The 15,738-nt window shown below is 71.2% G+C and carries 16 protein-coding genes and 1 tRNA gene; 13 read left to right on the top strand and 4 right to left on the bottom strand.

The genetic code is table 11. The features are described from left to right. Positions 1–124: 124 nt before the first annotated feature. Positions 125–1,327, bottom strand: coding sequence for a pyridoxal phosphate-dependent aminotransferase (locus EDF20_RS05085; protein ID WP_123547306.1), 1,203 nt, complete (start codon positions 1,325–1,327; stop codon positions 125–127). A gap of 173 nt (positions 1,328–1,500) precedes the next feature. Here EDF20_RS05085 and EDF20_RS05080 point away from each other — a divergent pair. The 6 genes from EDF20_RS05080 to EDF20_RS05055 all read left to right on the top strand — a co-directional run bounded on the left by EDF20_RS05080 (position 1,501) and on the right by EDF20_RS05055 (position 5,240). Beyond that, positions 1,501–1,573: transfer RNA gene (locus tag EDF20_RS05080), tRNA-Trp, on the top strand. A 100-nt stretch (positions 1,574–1,673) separates the two neighbouring features. Next, entirely contained in the window at positions 1,674–1,955 is a 282-nt protein-coding gene (gene secE, locus EDF20_RS05075) for a preprotein translocase subunit SecE (RefSeq protein ID WP_123546700.1), read from the top strand. A gap of 130 nt (positions 1,956–2,085) precedes the next feature. Then, the gene (gene nusG / locus EDF20_RS05070; protein ID WP_123546699.1) at positions 2,086–3,204 is read left to right on the top strand and encodes a transcription termination/antitermination protein NusG; all 1,119 of its coding nucleotides are present in this window, start codon (positions 2,086–2,088) and stop codon (positions 3,202–3,204) included. 114 nt (positions 3,205–3,318) lie between these two features. After that, positions 3,319–3,750 (top strand): 50S ribosomal protein L11, encoded by a 432-nt coding sequence (gene rplK / locus EDF20_RS05065; protein WP_123546698.1) that lies wholly within the window; start codon positions 3,319–3,321, stop codon positions 3,748–3,750. A gap of 99 nt (positions 3,751–3,849) precedes the next feature. Continuing rightward, a complete protein-coding gene (gene rplA / locus EDF20_RS05060; RefSeq protein ID WP_123546697.1) occupies positions 3,850–4,539 on the top strand; it encodes a 50S ribosomal protein L1 in 690 nt (229 codons plus the stop codon). A gap of 140 nt (positions 4,540–4,679) precedes the next feature. Further along, positions 4,680–5,240 (top strand): GNAT family N-acetyltransferase, encoded by a 561-nt coding sequence (locus EDF20_RS05055; RefSeq protein ID WP_123546696.1) that lies wholly within the window; start codon positions 4,680–4,682, stop codon positions 5,238–5,240. 34 nt (positions 5,241–5,274) lie between these two features. Here EDF20_RS05055 and EDF20_RS05050 read toward each other — a convergent pair whose 3' ends face one another. Beyond that, positions 5,275–6,240 (bottom strand): NADP-dependent oxidoreductase, encoded by a 966-nt coding sequence (locus tag EDF20_RS05050; RefSeq protein WP_233568980.1) that lies wholly within the window; start codon positions 6,238–6,240, stop codon positions 5,275–5,277. 122 nt (positions 6,241–6,362) lie between these two features. Here EDF20_RS05050 and EDF20_RS05045 point away from each other — a divergent pair, with 122 nt between their 5' ends. Further along, positions 6,363–7,040 (top strand): Pr6Pr family membrane protein, encoded by a 678-nt coding sequence (locus EDF20_RS05045; protein WP_166644751.1) that lies wholly within the window; start codon positions 6,363–6,365, stop codon positions 7,038–7,040. Here the strand turns inward: EDF20_RS05045 and EDF20_RS05040 are convergent. Together EDF20_RS05040 and EDF20_RS05035 are read right to left on the bottom strand one after the other, a co-directional pair. Next, positions 7,022–7,735: a YqaJ viral recombinase family protein gene (locus tag EDF20_RS05040; protein ID WP_223269320.1), complete on the bottom strand. Its 714-nt coding sequence runs from the start codon at positions 7,733–7,735 to the stop codon at positions 7,022–7,024. The genes EDF20_RS05045 and EDF20_RS05040 overlap by 19 nt on opposite strands. A 124-nt stretch (positions 7,736–7,859) precedes the next feature. After that, positions 7,860–9,050, bottom strand: a complete 1,191-nt coding sequence (locus tag EDF20_RS05035; RefSeq protein ID WP_133737871.1) for an ROK family transcriptional regulator — start codon at positions 9,048–9,050, stop codon at positions 7,860–7,862. 175 nt (positions 9,051–9,225) lie between these two features. Here EDF20_RS05035 and EDF20_RS05030 point away from each other — a divergent pair, with 175 nt between their 5' ends. The 6 genes from EDF20_RS05030 (at position 9,226) to EDF20_RS05005 (ending at position 15,727) form a co-directional block, all read left to right on the top strand. After that, positions 9,226–9,963, top strand: a complete 738-nt coding sequence (locus EDF20_RS05030; RefSeq protein WP_133737870.1) for a sugar phosphate isomerase/epimerase — start codon at positions 9,226–9,228, stop codon at positions 9,961–9,963. After that, on the top strand, positions 9,960–11,108 hold the full coding sequence (locus tag EDF20_RS05025) for a Gfo/Idh/MocA family oxidoreductase (protein ID WP_123546693.1): 1,149 nt from the start codon (positions 9,960–9,962) through the stop codon (positions 11,106–11,108). The genes EDF20_RS05030 and EDF20_RS05025 overlap by 4 nt, the downstream gene beginning before the upstream one ends. Positions 11,109–11,296: 188 nt before the next feature. After that, a complete protein-coding gene (locus EDF20_RS05020) occupies positions 11,297–12,625 on the top strand; it encodes a sugar ABC transporter substrate-binding protein (protein WP_123546692.1) in 1,329 nt (442 codons plus the stop codon). An 89-nt stretch (positions 12,626–12,714) separates the two neighbouring features. Continuing rightward, entirely contained in the window at positions 12,715–13,713 is a 999-nt protein-coding gene (locus tag EDF20_RS05015) for a sugar ABC transporter permease (protein ID WP_123546691.1), read from the top strand. Further along, positions 13,706–14,545 carry a carbohydrate ABC transporter permease gene (locus tag EDF20_RS05010; RefSeq protein ID WP_123546690.1) on the top strand — a complete coding sequence of 280 codons (840 nt, stop codon included), beginning with the start codon at positions 13,706–13,708 and terminating at the stop codon, positions 14,543–14,545. The genes EDF20_RS05015 and EDF20_RS05010 overlap by 8 nt, the downstream gene beginning before the upstream one ends. A gap of 33 nt (positions 14,546–14,578) precedes the next feature. Beyond that, positions 14,579–15,727 carry a Gfo/Idh/MocA family oxidoreductase gene (locus tag EDF20_RS05005; protein ID WP_243833370.1) on the top strand — a complete coding sequence of 383 codons (1,149 nt, stop codon included), beginning with the start codon at positions 14,579–14,581 and terminating at the stop codon, positions 15,725–15,727. Positions 15,728–15,738 lie beyond the last annotated feature (11 nt).

Raw genomic sequence — 15,738 nt, 5'->3', positions numbered from 1 at the left:
GCGCGGCACCCCGGACCGGGCTACCCGCATCCCCCGACCGGTGGATGCAGCCGGGGGACCGCCTCGCCGGAAGGCGCTGGAGGCCGCGACGGCGAGCCGGTCCGGCCGACCCGGCCCGCGCCTCCTACGAGAAGAGGCGCTGGAGGCGCTGCACGCCCTCGAGCAGCTGGTCGTCGCCGAGGGCGTACGACAGGCGCAGGTAGCCGCTCGGCCCGAAGGCCTCGCCGGGCACCGTCGCGACGTCGGCCTGGTCGAGGACCACGTCGGCGAGCTCGAGGGAGGTGGTGGGCGTGACGCCGCCCCACTCGCGGCCCAGCAGGCCGCTGACGTCGGGGTAGACGTAGAACGCGCCCTCGGGGGTCGGGGCGACGACGCCGTCGATGGCGTTCAGCTCGTCGACGATGCGGCGACGACGGACGTCGAAGGCCCGTCGCATCGACTCGACCTCGTCCTGCGGGCCGGTGAGGGCCGCGAGAGCGGCGCGTTGCGAGACGTTCGACACGTTCGACGTGAGGTGCGACTGCAGGTTGGAGGCGCCGGCGATCACGTCGGCCGGGCCCACCATCCAGCCCACGCGCCAGCCGGTCATCGCGTAGGTCTTGGCGACGCCGTTGACGAGGATCGTCTGCTCGGCGAGCTCGGGCACGGCCTCGGTGATCGAGACGGCGCGCACGCCGTCGTAGACGAGGCTCTGGTAGATCTCGTCGCTGATCACCCAGGTGCCGGTCTCGAGCGCCCAGCGGCCGATGGCCTCGACCTCGGCGGGGGAGTAGACGGCGCCCGTCGGGTTGGAGGGCGAGCAGAACAGCAGCACCTTCGTGCGGGGGGTGCGAGCGGCCTCGAGCTGCTCGACGGTGACCTTGTAGCCCTGGTCGGCGCCGGCGAAGACCTCGACCGAGACGCCGCCGGCGAGCGAGATCGCCTCGGGGTAGGTGGTCCAGTACGGCGCCGGCAGCAGGACCTCGTCGCCCTCGTCGATCAGCGCCTGGAACGCCTGGTAGACCGCCTGCTTGCCGCCGTTGGTCACGACCACCTGCGTCGACCGCACCGTGGTGCCGCTGTCGCGCAGGGTCTTCTCGGCGATCGCCTCGCGCAGCTCGGGCAGGCCCGCGCCGGCCGAGTAGCGGTGGTTGCGCGGGTCGCGGGCCGCCGCGACAGCCGCCTCGACGATGTGGTCGGGCGTGGGGAAGTCGGGCTCGCCCGGGCCGTAGCTGATGATCGGCCGGCCCTCGGCCAGGAGCGACTTGGCCTTGGCGTCCACCTTGAGGGTGGCCGACTCGGCGATGGAGGCGATGCGGGACGAGAGGCGGCGTGTCGGCTGGGTCACGACGGCCACCCTATCCGGCGGTCCGCGGCCCCGACAGGGCGCTCCGGCGCGCCCCGGCTTTGCAACACCGCAGGCCCTCGCCTACACTTGACGAGGCGGTCGGACACCGCGGAGTCGGCGCGCGCCTCAGGGCGAGCACGAGTCGCAGTCCGGCCCGGGGGCTCCGGCCCCATAGGGCGGTGGCTCAATTGGTAGAGCAGCGGTCTCCAAAACCGCAGGTTGCAGGTTCGAGTCCTGTCCGCCCTGCAGCCCGGCCGGGTCGCCCCGACTGGTCCACCAGAGACCAGCGGTGCGGCCCGGATCACGGACCAGGCCCTCGGGTCGACCCTCGGAAGGTAGTACGACAGTGGCGAGAAAAGACCTCGACGTCCCCAGTGAGGACGTCGTCGACAAGGCGAAGTCGGACAGCGCAGCGCGTCGCAGCCCCTTCGCCCGCATCGCCTTGTTCATCCGCCAGGTGATCGCCGAGCTCAAGAAGGTCGTCACCCCGACCCGCAAAGAGCTGCTGAGCTACACCGGCGTCGTGCTGGTCTTCGTCGTCATCATGATGGCGCTGGTCACCGGCCTCGACTCCCTCTTCGGCCTCGTCGTCGGCTACGTCTTCGGCAACGGCCCCACCGGCAGCTGACGCTGCCCGCCGGCTGACGGGCCACCTGGTCCGCGCCGTGCCCCTCGACCCCGTGGGATCGGCGAGGGCGACCCGGTCCGCCGGCTCCCTCTCCACACGGCCCCACTCTTCAAACGGAAGTTGAAATCCAGTGCCTGACAACGAGCGCGACGACATCGATCTCGCCCCCGCCGCCGAGCAGTCCTCCGAGGTCGCCGAGACGCAGGAGGGCGACGTCGCCGACGTCGACTCTGACGGCGACCAGGGCTCGGCCGAGGAGTCCGCGATCACCGTCGTCGACGAGGGCGACGAGGGCACCACCGACACGGACGACCTCGACGGCCTGCTCGACACGCTCGCCGAGGCCAGCGACCCCGAGGCCGACGCCGTCGTCGACGACGCGCTCGACATCGACGACGCCGCCGAGGCAGAGGCCGCCGTCGAGGCGACCGACGACGAGGCCGACACCGAGGCCGAAGAGCTCGCGAACGAGGGCGACGCCGTCGGCGCGAACGCCGTCATCGCCGAGGCCGAGCAGTCCGTGCAGGACGCCGACGCGCAGGTCGCCCAGAACGACGTCGACCTCGACGTCGTCAGCGAGCAGGCCGACGCGGTCGCGACCGACGCCGAGGACGAGGCCGAGGCCGAGGTCGACCCCTACGAGGCCTTCCGCTACGACCTCCGCGGCAAGCCCGGCAAGTGGTACGTCATCCACAGCTACGCGGGCTTCGAGCGACGCGTCAAGCAGAACATCGAGAACCGCATGGTCTCCCTGACCATGGAGGACTACATCTACCAGGTCGAGGTCCCCATGGAGGACGTCGTCGAGATCAAGAACGGGCAGCGCAAGCTGGTCACCCGCGTGCGGATCCCCGGCTACGTGCTCGTCCGCATGGACCTCAACGAAGACTCCTGGTCGGTCGTCCGCCACACCCCCGGCGTCACCGGCTTCGTGGGCAACGCCCACAACCCGACTCCCCTCCGCTTCGAGGAGGCCTTCCAGATGCTGAAGAGCCTCGTCCAGGTGCAGGAGGCGGCACCCGCCGCCAAGGGCTCGGCCAAGGGCGGCAAGCAGGCCCAGCGGGTCATCCCCGCCGAGGTCGACTTCGAGATCGGCGAGACGATCACCATCAAGGAGGGCTCGTTCGCCGGTCTTCCCGGTACGATCAACGAGATCAAGCCCGAGAGCGGCAAGCTCACGGTGCTGGTCTCCCTGTTCGAGCGCGAGACTCCCGTCGAGCTCAGCTTCGACCAGGTCACCAAGCTCTAGTCCTCAGGACGACAGCCCCACAGCTCCCCTAGATCACCGGAGTCCGCACCGCGGACCACCGGGAGAGCGGACCGCGACCGCGGCCAGCTCGAAGCCCACGAGAAGGAAAAGAACATGGCACCGAAAAAGAAGGTCACGGGTCTGATCAAGCTTCAGATCAACGCCGGCGCCGCGAACCCGGCCCCGCCCATCGGCCCGGCCCTGGGTCAGCACGGCGTGAACATCATGGAGTTCTGCAAGGCGTACAACGCCGCGACCGAGTCGCAGCGCGGCAACGTCGTCCCCGTCGAGATCACCGTCTACGAGGACCGCTCGTTCACGTTCGTGCTCAAGACCCCGCCCGCCGCGGAGCTCATCAAGAAGGCCGCCGGCGTCGCCAAGGGCTCGTCGACCCCGCACACCGACAAGGTCGGCAAGCTCACGATGGACCAGGTCCGTGAGATCGCCACCACCAAGCAGGCCGACCTCAACGCCAACGACATCGACGCCGCGGCGAAGATCATCGCCGGCACCGCCCGTTCCATGGGCATCACGGTCGACGCCTAGCCACACCCCCTCGTGCAGGCGACCCGCCTGCACGCACCAGACACCAGTGGGAGAGCCGGCCAGGCTCGCTACCACGTCCCCAGTACGAAGAGGTCCAACATGGCTCAGAAGTCCAAGGCGTACCGCGCCGCCGCCGAGAAGATCGAAGCCGGCAAGTTCTACAGCACCAGCGAGGCCGTCGCCGTCGCTCGTGAGACCGGCTCCAAGAAGTTCGACTCCACCGTCGAGGTCGCGCTGAAGCTCGGCGTCGACCCCCGCAAGGCGGACCAGATGGTGCGCGGCACCGTCATCCTCCCGCACGGCACGGGCAAGACCGCCCGCGTCATCGTCTTCGCCACGGGCGCTGCGGCCGAGGCCGCCATCGCCGCCGGTGCCGACGAGGTCGGCGGCGACGAGCTCATCGAGAAGGTCGCGGGCGGCTACACGTCGTTCGACTCGGCCGTCTCGACGCCCGAGCTCATGGGCAAGGTCGGCCGCCTCGGAAAGGTCCTCGGACCCCGCGGCCTCATGCCCAACCCCAAGACGGGCACCGTGACCCCCAACGTCGCGCAGGCCGTCAACGACATCAAGGGCGGAAAGATCGAGTTCCGTGTCGACAAGCACGCCAACGTGCACTTCGTCATCGGCAAGGCCGGCTTCTCGGAAGAGCAGCTGAACACCAACCTCGATGCCGCCCTCGACGAGGTCGTCCGTCTGAAGCCGTCCTCCTCCAAGGGCCGCTACATCACCAAGGGCACGCTGTCGACGACCTTCGGTCCCGGCATCCCCCTCGACATCAACGTCTTCTAGGCCGCAGCTGCTCAGGCAGCGCACCTCGATCACCTGATCGTCACGACAGGCCGTCCCGCTCTCGAGCGGGGCGGCCTTCGTCGTCCCCGGCACACGGGCGCGGCGAGCACGAGGAGGTGCGGGTGCGGCACCATGGAGGCGTGACCGTCACCGCCCGCCCCGCCACCGCCTCCGACGCCCCTGCCCTCGCCTCCGTGGCGGCCCTCACGTTCCCCCTGGCCTGCCCGCCCGGCACCGCCCTGGCCGACATGGCTCGCTTCGTCACCACGGTGCTGAGCGAGCAGCGCTTCGACGAGTACCTCGCCGACCCGACTCGGCACGTGCTCGCCCTGCAGGACGACGCGGCCGCCCCGGGCACCCCGCTGCTCGGGGCCCCGCTCCTCGGGTACGCGATGCTCGTCACGGGCGACCCCGCCGACGCCGACGTGGCCGCCGTGGTCGAGGCGCGACCTGCCGTCGAGCTGAGCAAGCTCTACGTGGCGCCCGACGCCCACGGGCAGGGCGCGGCGCGGGTGCTCATGGAGGCGGCGCTGGCGACGGCCACGGCGACCGGCGCCTCCTCGATCTGGCTGGGCGTCAACCAGCAGAACGCCCGCGCCCAGGCCTTCTACGCCAAGCACGGGTTCGAGCGGGCCGGCACGAAGCAGTTCACGGTGGGCACGGAGACGCACGACGACTTCGTCCTCGTGCGCGCGCTCTAGGCCGCGACCCGGACCCGACGCCAGCGCGGCGACGTCACTCGTCGGCGACCCTCAGGACGAGCTTGCCCCGCGTGTGGCTCTGCTCGAGCCTGCTGTGCGCGTCGGCGGCGTCGGCGAGGTCGTAGATGTCGTCGACGTGCACGCGGAGGTCGCCGGAGTCGATCAGGCGCGAGAGGACCGCAAGGGTCGACGCGTCGGGGCAGACGGCGAACCCGGTCGAGCGGATGCCCCTCGCCTCGGCCTTCTCGGTGAAGGCGCGCCACGAGCGGAGCGGGGCGTGGACCGCGAGGCCGCCCGGGCGCAGCACGGCCAGCGACTGCTCGGCGACGTCGTCGTCGTCGACCAGCCCGATGACGACGTCGACGTCGCGAACGCTCCGGGCCAGCTCGGCCGAGCCGTAGTCGACGACCTCGTCCGCGCCGAGGTCGCGGAGCCAGCCGCTGTTGCGTTGCGACCCGGTGGCGACGACGTGCGCGCCGAAGTACGACGCGAGCTGCACGGCGAAGTGCCCGACGCCTCCTGCACCGGCCTGGACGAGCACACGCTGGCCCTCGTGCGCCTTGGCGACCTCGACGACCATGCCCCAGGCAGTGAGTGCGGCGAGCGGGACGCCCGCGGCCTCGACGTGCGAGAGGGTCGCGGGCTTCCGGGCGAGGGAGGTGGCGGGCACGCTGATGTACTCGGCGTACGTCCCGCTCGTGTGCGGGAACGCGGCCATGCCGAAGACCTCGTCGCCGGGGCGGAGCGGGTGTGCGGCGTAGGGGGCCTCGACGACGACGCCGCTGAAGTCGTGGCCGAGCACCGCGGGCCAGGCACGGACGCCTCCGCTGTCGGCGCGGCCGGCGCGGGCCTCGGCGTCGACCCGGTTCACGCCCGCGGCGTGCACCTTGACCAGCACGTCGGAGCCGACGCGGCACGGCCACGGCACGTCCGCGGCGATCAGCTCCTCGGGTCCGCCGGTCTTCTCGATCACCATGGCACGCATCGTCGTGTGCGTCATCGGGCTCCCCTGTCCGTCCGCGGCACCCGACAGGGGCGCCCGTCACCCCAGTGTCGACAGCAGATGAGTCGGTCGTGTTTCGCGGGTGTCACCGTCTGGCGAAACCTCGCTACGGTGACGGGATGAGACCGTCGACGACCACCGTGCCCGCCGTCGTGCCCGCCGCGCTCCGCCTTCTCGCGGCCCTGGCCGTCGTCGCGGCGGTCGTCGGCCAGTGGGTGCGCAGCATCGAGAGCCCCGTGTACCAGTTCGCCAACTTCTTCGGCTACTTCACGATCCAGTCGAACCTGATCGCGGCCGTGGCGTTCGTCGTCGGGGCGGTGTTCCTGCTGCGCCGCCGGGCCGCGCCCGAGTGGAGCGTCGTGCTGCGCGGCGCCGCGGCGACCTACATGGTCACGACCGGCATCGTCTACAACGTGCTGCTGACGAACGTCGCCCTCGACAACTCGTTCAACGTGCAGTGGTCGAACGACGTCCTGCACAAGTGGATCCCGTTGTTCGCGCTGCTCGACTGGGTGCTGGTGGGCGACCGGGGGCGCATCGCCTGGCGGCGGCTCGGGGTGTTCCTGGTCTACCCGCTGGTCTGGCTCGTCGTGGTGCTGCTGCGCGGGCAGTCGTTCGTGCCGTACCCGTTCCTCGACGTGGAGCGCCTCGGCGCGGGCGGGGTCGCGGTCTGGTGCCTGGTCATCGCCGTGGTCATCGCCGGGCTGAGCGCGGTCGTGATCGGGCTGAGCCGGGTGCGGGTCCTCGGGGTCGACCACGAGGCAGCGCGCCGCGGGGCTCAGCGCAGCGGATCGTAGGGCGGCGGTTCGTAGGCCCGGACGCCGGGGGCGAACGGGTCGACGGGAGCCTGGCGGGCCAGCGTGTCGAGCACGGTGTCGGCGAGGCCCACGAGGCGGTGGATCTCGTCGTCGTCGCGGTCGACCCACCGGCACTGCGGCACGGAGTCGACGGGGACGAAGTCGAGGTGCTGCTCCCACACGACCAGGGTGCGCTCGGCCCCGAGCACGTACTGCTGCCAGAACACCTGCCGCAGGTACGACCGCGGGATGCTCGTCCAGGCCTTCTTCGTGGTCTTGATCTCGCAGAGCTCGACGGTGCCGTCGTCGCGCACGGCCACGCCGTCGGGCGTGGCGAGGTGGCGCTGCTGCTCGTGGGCGTGGAACAGCTTCGAGCTCGGCGCGATGCGGTGCTCGGACAGCACCCAGCGGGCGATCTCGGGCTCGCGGGCGCGCCCGTGGTCGGTGTAGGCGTTGCCGCCGAAGCCGTTGCCGTACAGCTTGTCGAGCACGACGGCCTGCACGGCCCGCGGGCTCGAGAGGCGCGCCACGTCGGTGGCAGTGATGCCCCGGCTGCGGGCCCGCAGCCACGCGATGCGGTCGGTCGAGTCGGCGAGCACCCGGAGCTCGTGCGCCGGACGGCGCGGAGCCGGGGGAGGCGCGGCGAGGGTCTCGTCGTCGTCCCAGAGCGAGAGCATGGGCTGGACGACGGACATGCCTCCATTGTCGCTCGTGACCGGGGCAGGTCGCGACAGGGCGCCTCCTCGTGTCGGCCGCAGCGGAGGCGAGACGGAGGCGAGACGGAGGCAAGAGGGAGCCGCGGTCGGCGCCGGCCGGGCGTCAGACGGCGGCGGCGAGCTCGTCGATGGCTGCGGGGGAGAGGGCGTGGTGGATCGCGAGCATGCTCGCGCCGATCACGGCCGCCTTCTCGCCCGACCGCGACTGGACGATGCTGAGGTGCTCGGTGGCGAGCGGCATCGAGCGGGAGTAGACGACCTCCCGCACGCCGGCGATGAGGTGCTCGCCGGCCTGGGCCATCGAGCCGCCGATCGCGATCGTCGACGGGTTGATCATGTTCACGCAGGCCGTGAGTACCTCGCCGATGTCGCGTCCGGCCTGGCGGACGGCCTGGATGGCGTCGATGTCGCCGGCGCGCACCAGGTCGATCACCTCGGCGCCGCCGGCGACGTCGTGGCCCTCGCGGCGCAGGGCGGCCGCGATCGCCGGGCCGGAGGCGACGGCCTCGAGGCAGCCGACGTTGCCGCAGTGGCAGGCGATGCCGGCGCCGCGCGGCACCTGCACGTGGCCGATGTCGCCCGCGATGCCCTGGGCGCCGCGCTGCAGCCGGCCGCCCGAGATGATGCCGGAGCCGATGCCGGTGGCCACCTTGACGAACAGGAAGTGGTCGACGCCCGGCCAGGCGAAGCTCCGCTCGCCGAGGGCCATGATGTTGACGTCGTTGTCGACGAGGACCGGCACGTCGAGGTGCCCGCGCACCCAGCCGGGCACGTCGAAGCCGTCCCAGCCGGGCATGATCGGCGGGTTCACGGGCCGACCGGTGCTGAACTGCACGGGGCCGGGGAGCCCGATGCCGACGCCGATCAGGTCGCGGCGGGTGCGCCCCAGCTCGGCGAGCAGGGCGTCGGCCTCGGCGACCATCGTCGCGAGCACGCGCTCGGGACCGTCGGCGATGTCGAGCAGCGAGCGTCGCCCGATGAGGGTCTCGCCGACGAGGTCGGTGAGCACGAGGTTGAGGTGGCCGGCACCGAAGTCGGCCCCGAGCACGACCCGGGCCGACGGCACGAGGGCGACGCGGGAGGGCGGGCGACCGCCCGTCGAGACGGCGTCGGCGAAGGGCCCGACGAGCCCGAGCTCGACGAGGGCGTCGAGCCGCAGCCCGACGGTCGACCGGGCGAGGCCGGTCATCGCGGCGAGCTCGGCACGGGTGCGCGGGCGACCGTCGCGGAGCAGCTGGAAGAGCTCGCTGGCACCGGTGCTGCCGAGCGCGGACGACCGCGTCGTGTCGGACATGCTGAGCAGTAAAGCACAGGGCGAGGCGACTGCCGAGACAAGGGCGCCGATCGATGACGACTTTTGCTTGCGCTCCGACAGAAGTGGTCCTATGGTCGGTCTCGATCAGCGGTGATCGACTCCCCACGAGGGGCAGCGGCGCCGTACTCGCCCCACTCGAAGAGGAGTCCCCCTGGTGACATCACCGATCTCGGTCCAGCTCTACACGGTCAGGGACGCCATCGCGGCCGACCTGCCCGGCACCCTCCAGCGCCTCGCCGACATCGGCTACACGCAGGTCGAGCCGTGGGGCTTCGTCGAGCGCGTCGAGGAGTACGCCGAGGCGCTGCCCGCCGCCGGCCTCACCGCGCCGAGCGCCCACGCCAAGCTCGTCGGCCAGGACCTCGAGCCGATCTTCGCCGCGGCCGTCCGGCTCGGCGTCGGCACCGTCATCGACCCGCACATCCACGAGACGCGCTGGGTCACCCGCGAGGACGTCGAGGCGATCGCCGCCGAGTTCGTCGCGATCTCTGACGCCGCAGCGGCCCACGGCCTCTCGGTCGGCTACCACAACCACGAGTTCGAGCTCGAGTCCGTCATCGACGGCACGCCCGCCCTCGAGATCTTCGCCGCGGCCCTGCCGGCCGGCGTCGTGCTCGAGGTGGACACCTACTGGGTCGAGGTCGGCGGCGTCGACGCGGCCGAGCTGCTGGCCCGTCTCGGCGACCAGGTGCAGTTCCTGCACGTCAAGGACGGCCCGAAGAGCAAGGACGACTCCGAGCAGGTCGCCGTCGGCAAGGGCGTCATGCCCGTCCGCGACATCCTCCGGGCCGCCCCGCAGGCCCTCGCCGTCGTCGAGCTCGACGACACCCGCGGCGACGTGTTCACCGCCCTGACCGACAGCTACGAGTTCCTGCAGGGAGTCCGCGCATGACCGACACCGCCACGACCGCCGACACCGTCGCCGCCCGCGACGCCCGCACCGGCCCCGTCGGGGTCGGCGTGATCGGCGCCGGAGTGATCAGCGACCAGTACCTCGGCAACCTGACGAAGTTCCCCGACCTCGAGGTGCTCTTCGTCGCCGACATCGACGAGCCCCGCGCCGCGGCCCAGGCCGAGAAGTGGGGCGTGCCCGGGAGCGGCTCGGTCGACGAGCTGCTCGCCCACGACGGCGTCGAGATCGTCGTCAACCTCACGATCCCCGCCGCCCACGTCGAGGTCGCGCTCAAGGCCGTCGCGGCCGGCAAGCACGTCTGGGGCGAGAAGCCCTACGCCCTCGACCGCGAGAGCGGCGCCCGTCTGCTGCAGGCCGCGAAGGAGGCGGGGGTGCGGGTCGCCGTCGCTCCCGACACGTTCCTCGGGTCGGGCATCCAGACCGGGCTCCGCGTCGTCCGCCGCGGCGACATCGGCACGCCCCTCACCGGCCTGACGCTGTTCCAGGTGCCCGGCCCCGAGTCGTGGCACCCGAGCCCCGAGTTCCTGTTCGCCTACGGTGCGGGCCCCATGTTCGACGTCGGCCCGTACTACCTCACGACCCTCGTGCAGGTCTTCGGCCCGGTCGCGAAGGTCACCGCCACCTCCTCGAAGGCCCGCGAGACGCGCGTCATCGGCTCCGGCCCCAAGGCGGGCACCGAGTTCCCCGTCGAGGTGCCCACGCACATCAGCGCCCTGCTGCAGTTCGAGAACGGCGCGAGCGCGCAGGCCGTCTTCAGCTTCGACTCGAAGCTGGCCCGAGCCGGGTTCGTCGAGATCGCGGGCACCGAGGGCACGGCCGTGTTCCCGGACCCGAACGAGTTCGAGGGCGACACCGTCGTGCACACCGGCGGCGAGGAGCCGACCGTCGTGCCCGCGTCCGGCTCGACGTTCACCCGCGGCACCGGCGTGGCCGAGCTCGCCCAGGCGATCCGCGAGGGCCGTCGCGAGCGCGTCCCCGGCGAGCTGGCGTTCCACGTGCTCGACGTCATGGTCTCGCTGGCCGAGTCGGCCGAGCGCGGCGAGGGCGTCGTCGTCGAGTCGTCGCTCGAGCCCACGCCCGAGCTGCCCGAGGACTGGGACCCGTCGGTCCCGACGCTCGGCTGAGCCGTCGGCGGGCCGGCCTCGACGACGAGGCCGGCCCTCCACCGGGACACCGTCCCCCCTCCACTTCCCCTCCCACAGCACCACAGCACCACAGCGTCGAAGCACCACCGCACCACCGCACCACAGCCACACAGCACTTCCCCCGCTCGATGAAGAGACCTCTCGAAGATGAGAAACCAGGAGAAGACATGAACACGAAGAAGTTCCGCTGGGTCGCCGCCCTCGCCGTCGGCGTCGTCGCGGCAGGCTCGATGACCGCCTGCTCCGCCTCCGGCGGCAGCGGCGACAGCGACACGATCACCTACTGGGCCAGCAACCAGGCCCCGACGGTCGAGCGCGACGCCGAGATCCTGCAGGAGTCGATCGACCGGTACACCGAGGAGACCGGGGTGGAAGTCGACCTCGAGGTCATCCCGTGGTCCGACCTCTACAACCGCATCCTCACCGCCGTCTCGAGCGGCGAGGGCCCCGACGTGCTCAACATCGGCAACACCTGGGCGGTGTCGCTGCAGTCGAGCGGCGCGTTCGTGCCCTGGGAGGGCGAGGCCCTCGACGAGATCGGCGGCCAGGACCGCTTCGTCCAGTCGAGCTTCGCCACCGGCGGCGCCGAGGGCCAGGCCCCGACCTCCGTGCCGATCTACGGCCTGTCGTACTCGCTGTACTACAACACGGCCATGTTCGAGGCGGCCGGCATCACCACGCCGCCCGCCACGTGGGACGAGTTCGTCGAGGACGCCAAGAAGCTGACGATCGACACCGACGGGGACGGCCAGATCGACCAGTGGGGCGTCACGATGGCCGGCTCGAGCATCACGAACAACGCCCACCAGGCGTTCGTCCGCGGCCTGCAGAACGGCGGCTCGCTCTACGACGACGACGGCAACCCCGACTTCGGCAACGACGGCGTCGTGACCGGCGTCAAGGAGTGGGTCGACCTGATGGCCGTCGACAAGGTCGTCTCGCCGTCCGACGCCGAGAGCGTCAACGGCTCCGACATGGCCGCCACCTTCGCCGACGGCCAGGCCGCGATGTTCTTCGACCAGGCCCCCGGCGACAACCTGAAGTCGCGTGACTTCACCGACTACGCCGCGGCCCCCGTGCCGATGGAGACCGCCGACGCCACCGGCCTCGAGGGCACCCAGAGCCACGTCGCCGGCATCAACGTCAGCGTCTTCGAGAACTCGGGCAACAAGGAGGCGGCGATCGACTTCGTCAAGCACCTCACGAGCGACGACGAGCAGAAGTACCTCAACGAGTCGTTCGGCTCGCTGCCCGTGGTCACCACCGCGTACGACGACCCGGCGTTCCAGACGGACGTCATCAAGCTGAAGCAGACGATCCTCGCGGACCACGCCCAGCCCATGCCCCTCTACCCCTCCGAGGGACAGATGGAGACCCTGGTCGGCACCGCGATCAAGGACCTCCTCGCCACCGCGGCCCAGGGCGGCTCCGTCAGCGAGGCCGACGTCAAGTCGGCCCTCGAGGACGCGAACAGCCAGATGACCACGGGTCAGTAGCCCCGTCCCACCGTGCGGGGACCCGTCCGGTCGGCAGCGCCACCGCTGCCGGCCGGACGGGCCCCCCTGCCCCGCCCGAGAGGACCGTCATGACCGTCAACGTTCTGCCCCCCGCCACTGCCGAGGAAGAGTCGGCCCCCGATCCGCACCAGCTGGCTCCGATCGAGCCCGCGAAGCGCAAGAAGCACCGCTCGCCGCTCGCCTACTTCCTGGTCGCCCCCGCGGCCCTGGCCGAGCTCCTCGTCCACATCGTCCCCATGGTGCTGGGCATCTGGATCGCGTTCATCACGCTGAACCAGCTCAGCATCGCCAACTGGGTCAACGCGCCCTTCGTCGGCCTGCAGAACTTCGTCACGGCCCTCGACCCCAGCTCGCCGATCGCCGGCCAGCTCTACGGGGCCCTCGGCCGCACCCTGCTCTTCACCGTGATCGTCGTCGCGATCGCGTGGAGCATGGGCATGCTCGGCGCCGTGCTGCTGACCAGCTCGTTCAAGGGACGGGGCCTGCTCCGCACCCTGTTCCTCGTGCCCTACGCGCTGCCCTCGTACGTCGGCACCATCGCCTGGGCCTTCATGTTCAACCAGCGCGACGGGGCCATCAACCGGTTCCTGGTCGACGACCTCGGGATCCTGCAGGACCGGCCCTTCTGGCTCCTCGGCGGGAACTCGTTCTGGGCGATCGTCATCGTGACCGCGTGGCAGTTCTGGCCCTTCGCGTTCCTGATGCTGCTCGCGGCGCTGCAGAACATCCCCGGCGACGTCTACGAGGCCGCCAGCCTCGACGGCGCCAGCCTGTGGAAGCAGTTCACGAACATCACGCTGCCGATGGTCAAGCCGGCCAACGCCGTGCTGCTGCTCATCATGAGCCTCTGGATCTTCAACCAGTTCAACGTGCCCTACGTGCTCTTCGGCCCGGCCTCGCCCGAGCAGGCGACGCTCATCTCGCCGCTGATCTACCAGCAGAGCTTCAACAACTGGAACTTCGGCCTCGGCGGTGCCATGAGCGTCATGCTCCTGGTCGTGCTGCTGATCGCGTCGGCGTTCTACATCCGGATGGTCCTCCCGAAGGGGCAGAACGACAATGATTGAGACCCGCGGCTTCAAGATCTTCCGTTTCTTCGGGCTGGCGTTCCTGTCGCTGGTCGTGATCATCCCGCTCTACGTGGTGCTCACGACCTCGATCAAGCCGCTGGCCGACGTGCAGGGCCTCTTCACCTGGATCCCCTCGCGCGTCACCCTCGAGCCGTACGTGCAGATCTGGCAGACGGTGCCCCTGGCGTCGTACTTCAAGAACAGCCTGATCGTGACCATCTCGGCGACGATCCTGTCGGTGGCGATGGCCGTGCTGGCCGCCTACGCGCTGGCTCGCCTGCGCTTCCGGGGCCAGCGCAGCTTCAGCCTCGTGGTGCTGTCGACGCAGATGTTCCCCGGCATCCTGTTCCTCCTGCCCCTGTTCCTGATCTTCGTGCAGATCCAGCGCACGGTCGGCGTGCAGCTGACGGGCAGTTACCTCGGCCTGATCATCACCTACATGACGTTCAGCCTGCCGTTCTCGATCTGGATGCTGACGGGCTACTTCGCCTCCATCCCGAAGGAGCTCGAGGAGGCCTCGATGATCGACGGCACGGGTCGCCTCGGCGCCCTGTTCCGCGTGATCATCCCCGTCGCGAAGCCCGGCATCATCGCCGTCGCGGTCTACGCCTTCATCACGGCCTGGGGCGAGGTGCTCTTCGCCTCGGTGCTCACGAGCAAGGACACCCGCACCCTGTCGATCGGCCTGCGGGCGTACGCCTCGCAGCAGGACGTCTACTGGAACCAGCTGATGGCGGCCTCGGTCGTCGTCTCGCTGCCCGTGCTGATCGGCTTCATGCTCGTGCAGAAGCACCTCATCACCGGTCTGTCCTCCGGTGCCGTCAAGTGACGCCGACCGGCCGGGCCTGACGGGGGCGGAGCGGTGACCGACGTGGGGGAGGCGGCGCCTCCACTCGCGGACGTCGCCCCGACCCGGCGGGCCGCGGCCTCGGTCGCGCCCCTCCGGGTCGGGGTCGTGGGCGGCGGGTTCATGGGGCGGGTGCACACGGCCGCCGCCAGGGCGGCCGGCGCGCAGGTGGTCGCGGTCGCGTCCTCGAGCCCGGCCAGCGCCTCCTTCGCGGCCGCCGCCCTGGGCGTCCCGACCGCCCACGACAGCGTGCAGGACCTCCTCGACGACCCCGGCGTCGACGTCGTCCACCTCTGCACGCCGAACGCCCTGCACGCAGGGCTCGCCCTCGCCGCGTTCTCGGCCGGCAAGCACGTGGTCTGCGAGAAGCCCCTCGCGACCTCGACGGCGGAGGCCGACGAGCTCGTGCGGGCGGCCCGGGCGGCCGGCAGGACCGCCGCGGTCCCGTTCGTCTACCGGTACCACCCGATGGTGCGGGAGGCACGGGCCAGGGTGGCCTCCGGCGTCACGGGACGCGTGCTCAGCGTCCGCGGGAGCTACCTGCAGGACTGGCTGCTCGACCGCGACGACGTCGACTGGCGGGTCGAGTCGGCCTCGGGCGGCCCCTCGCGCGCCTTCGCCGACATCGGCAGCCACCTCGTCGACCTGGTCGAGTTCGTCCTCGGCGACCGCGTCGCAGCCCTCTCGGCCGTCCTCGACCGGGCCCACGCCGAGCGCGGCGGCCGCCCGGTCGACACCGAGGACGAGGCAGCGCTCGTCTTCGAGACGGCCGCCGGGGTCATCGGCACCCTCTTCGTGTCACAGGTGGCGCCGGGGCGGAAGAACCGCCTCCTCGTCGACGTCGCCGGCACGGCGGAGAGCCTGGAGTTCTCGCAGGAGGAGCCCGACCGGCTCTGGATCGGGCGTCGCGCCGCGTCCGAGGTCGTGTCGCGCGACGCGGCCCGGCTGGTGCAGGACGCGGCCCGTCTCTCGACGCTCCCGGCCGGGCACCCGATGGGCTACCACGACGCCTTCGCCGCGTTCGTCCGCGACGTGCACGACGCCGTGCGCGGCGGCCGGCCGGAGGGACTGCCGACCTTCGAGGACGGCCGCCGCGCCGTCGTCGTCACCGAGAGCGTCCTGCTCGCCGCCGCCGAGCGGCGCTGGGTGGACGTCCCCTCGTGATCGACCGCCCC

It is taken from the genome of Frigoribacterium sp. PhB116 (assembly GCF_004364285.1).
GTDB lineage: Bacteria > Actinomycetota > Actinomycetes > Actinomycetales > Microbacteriaceae > Frigoribacterium.
Note: the sequence above shows the minus strand (reverse complement) of the source record. Positions and strands in the feature narration are given on the sequence as shown.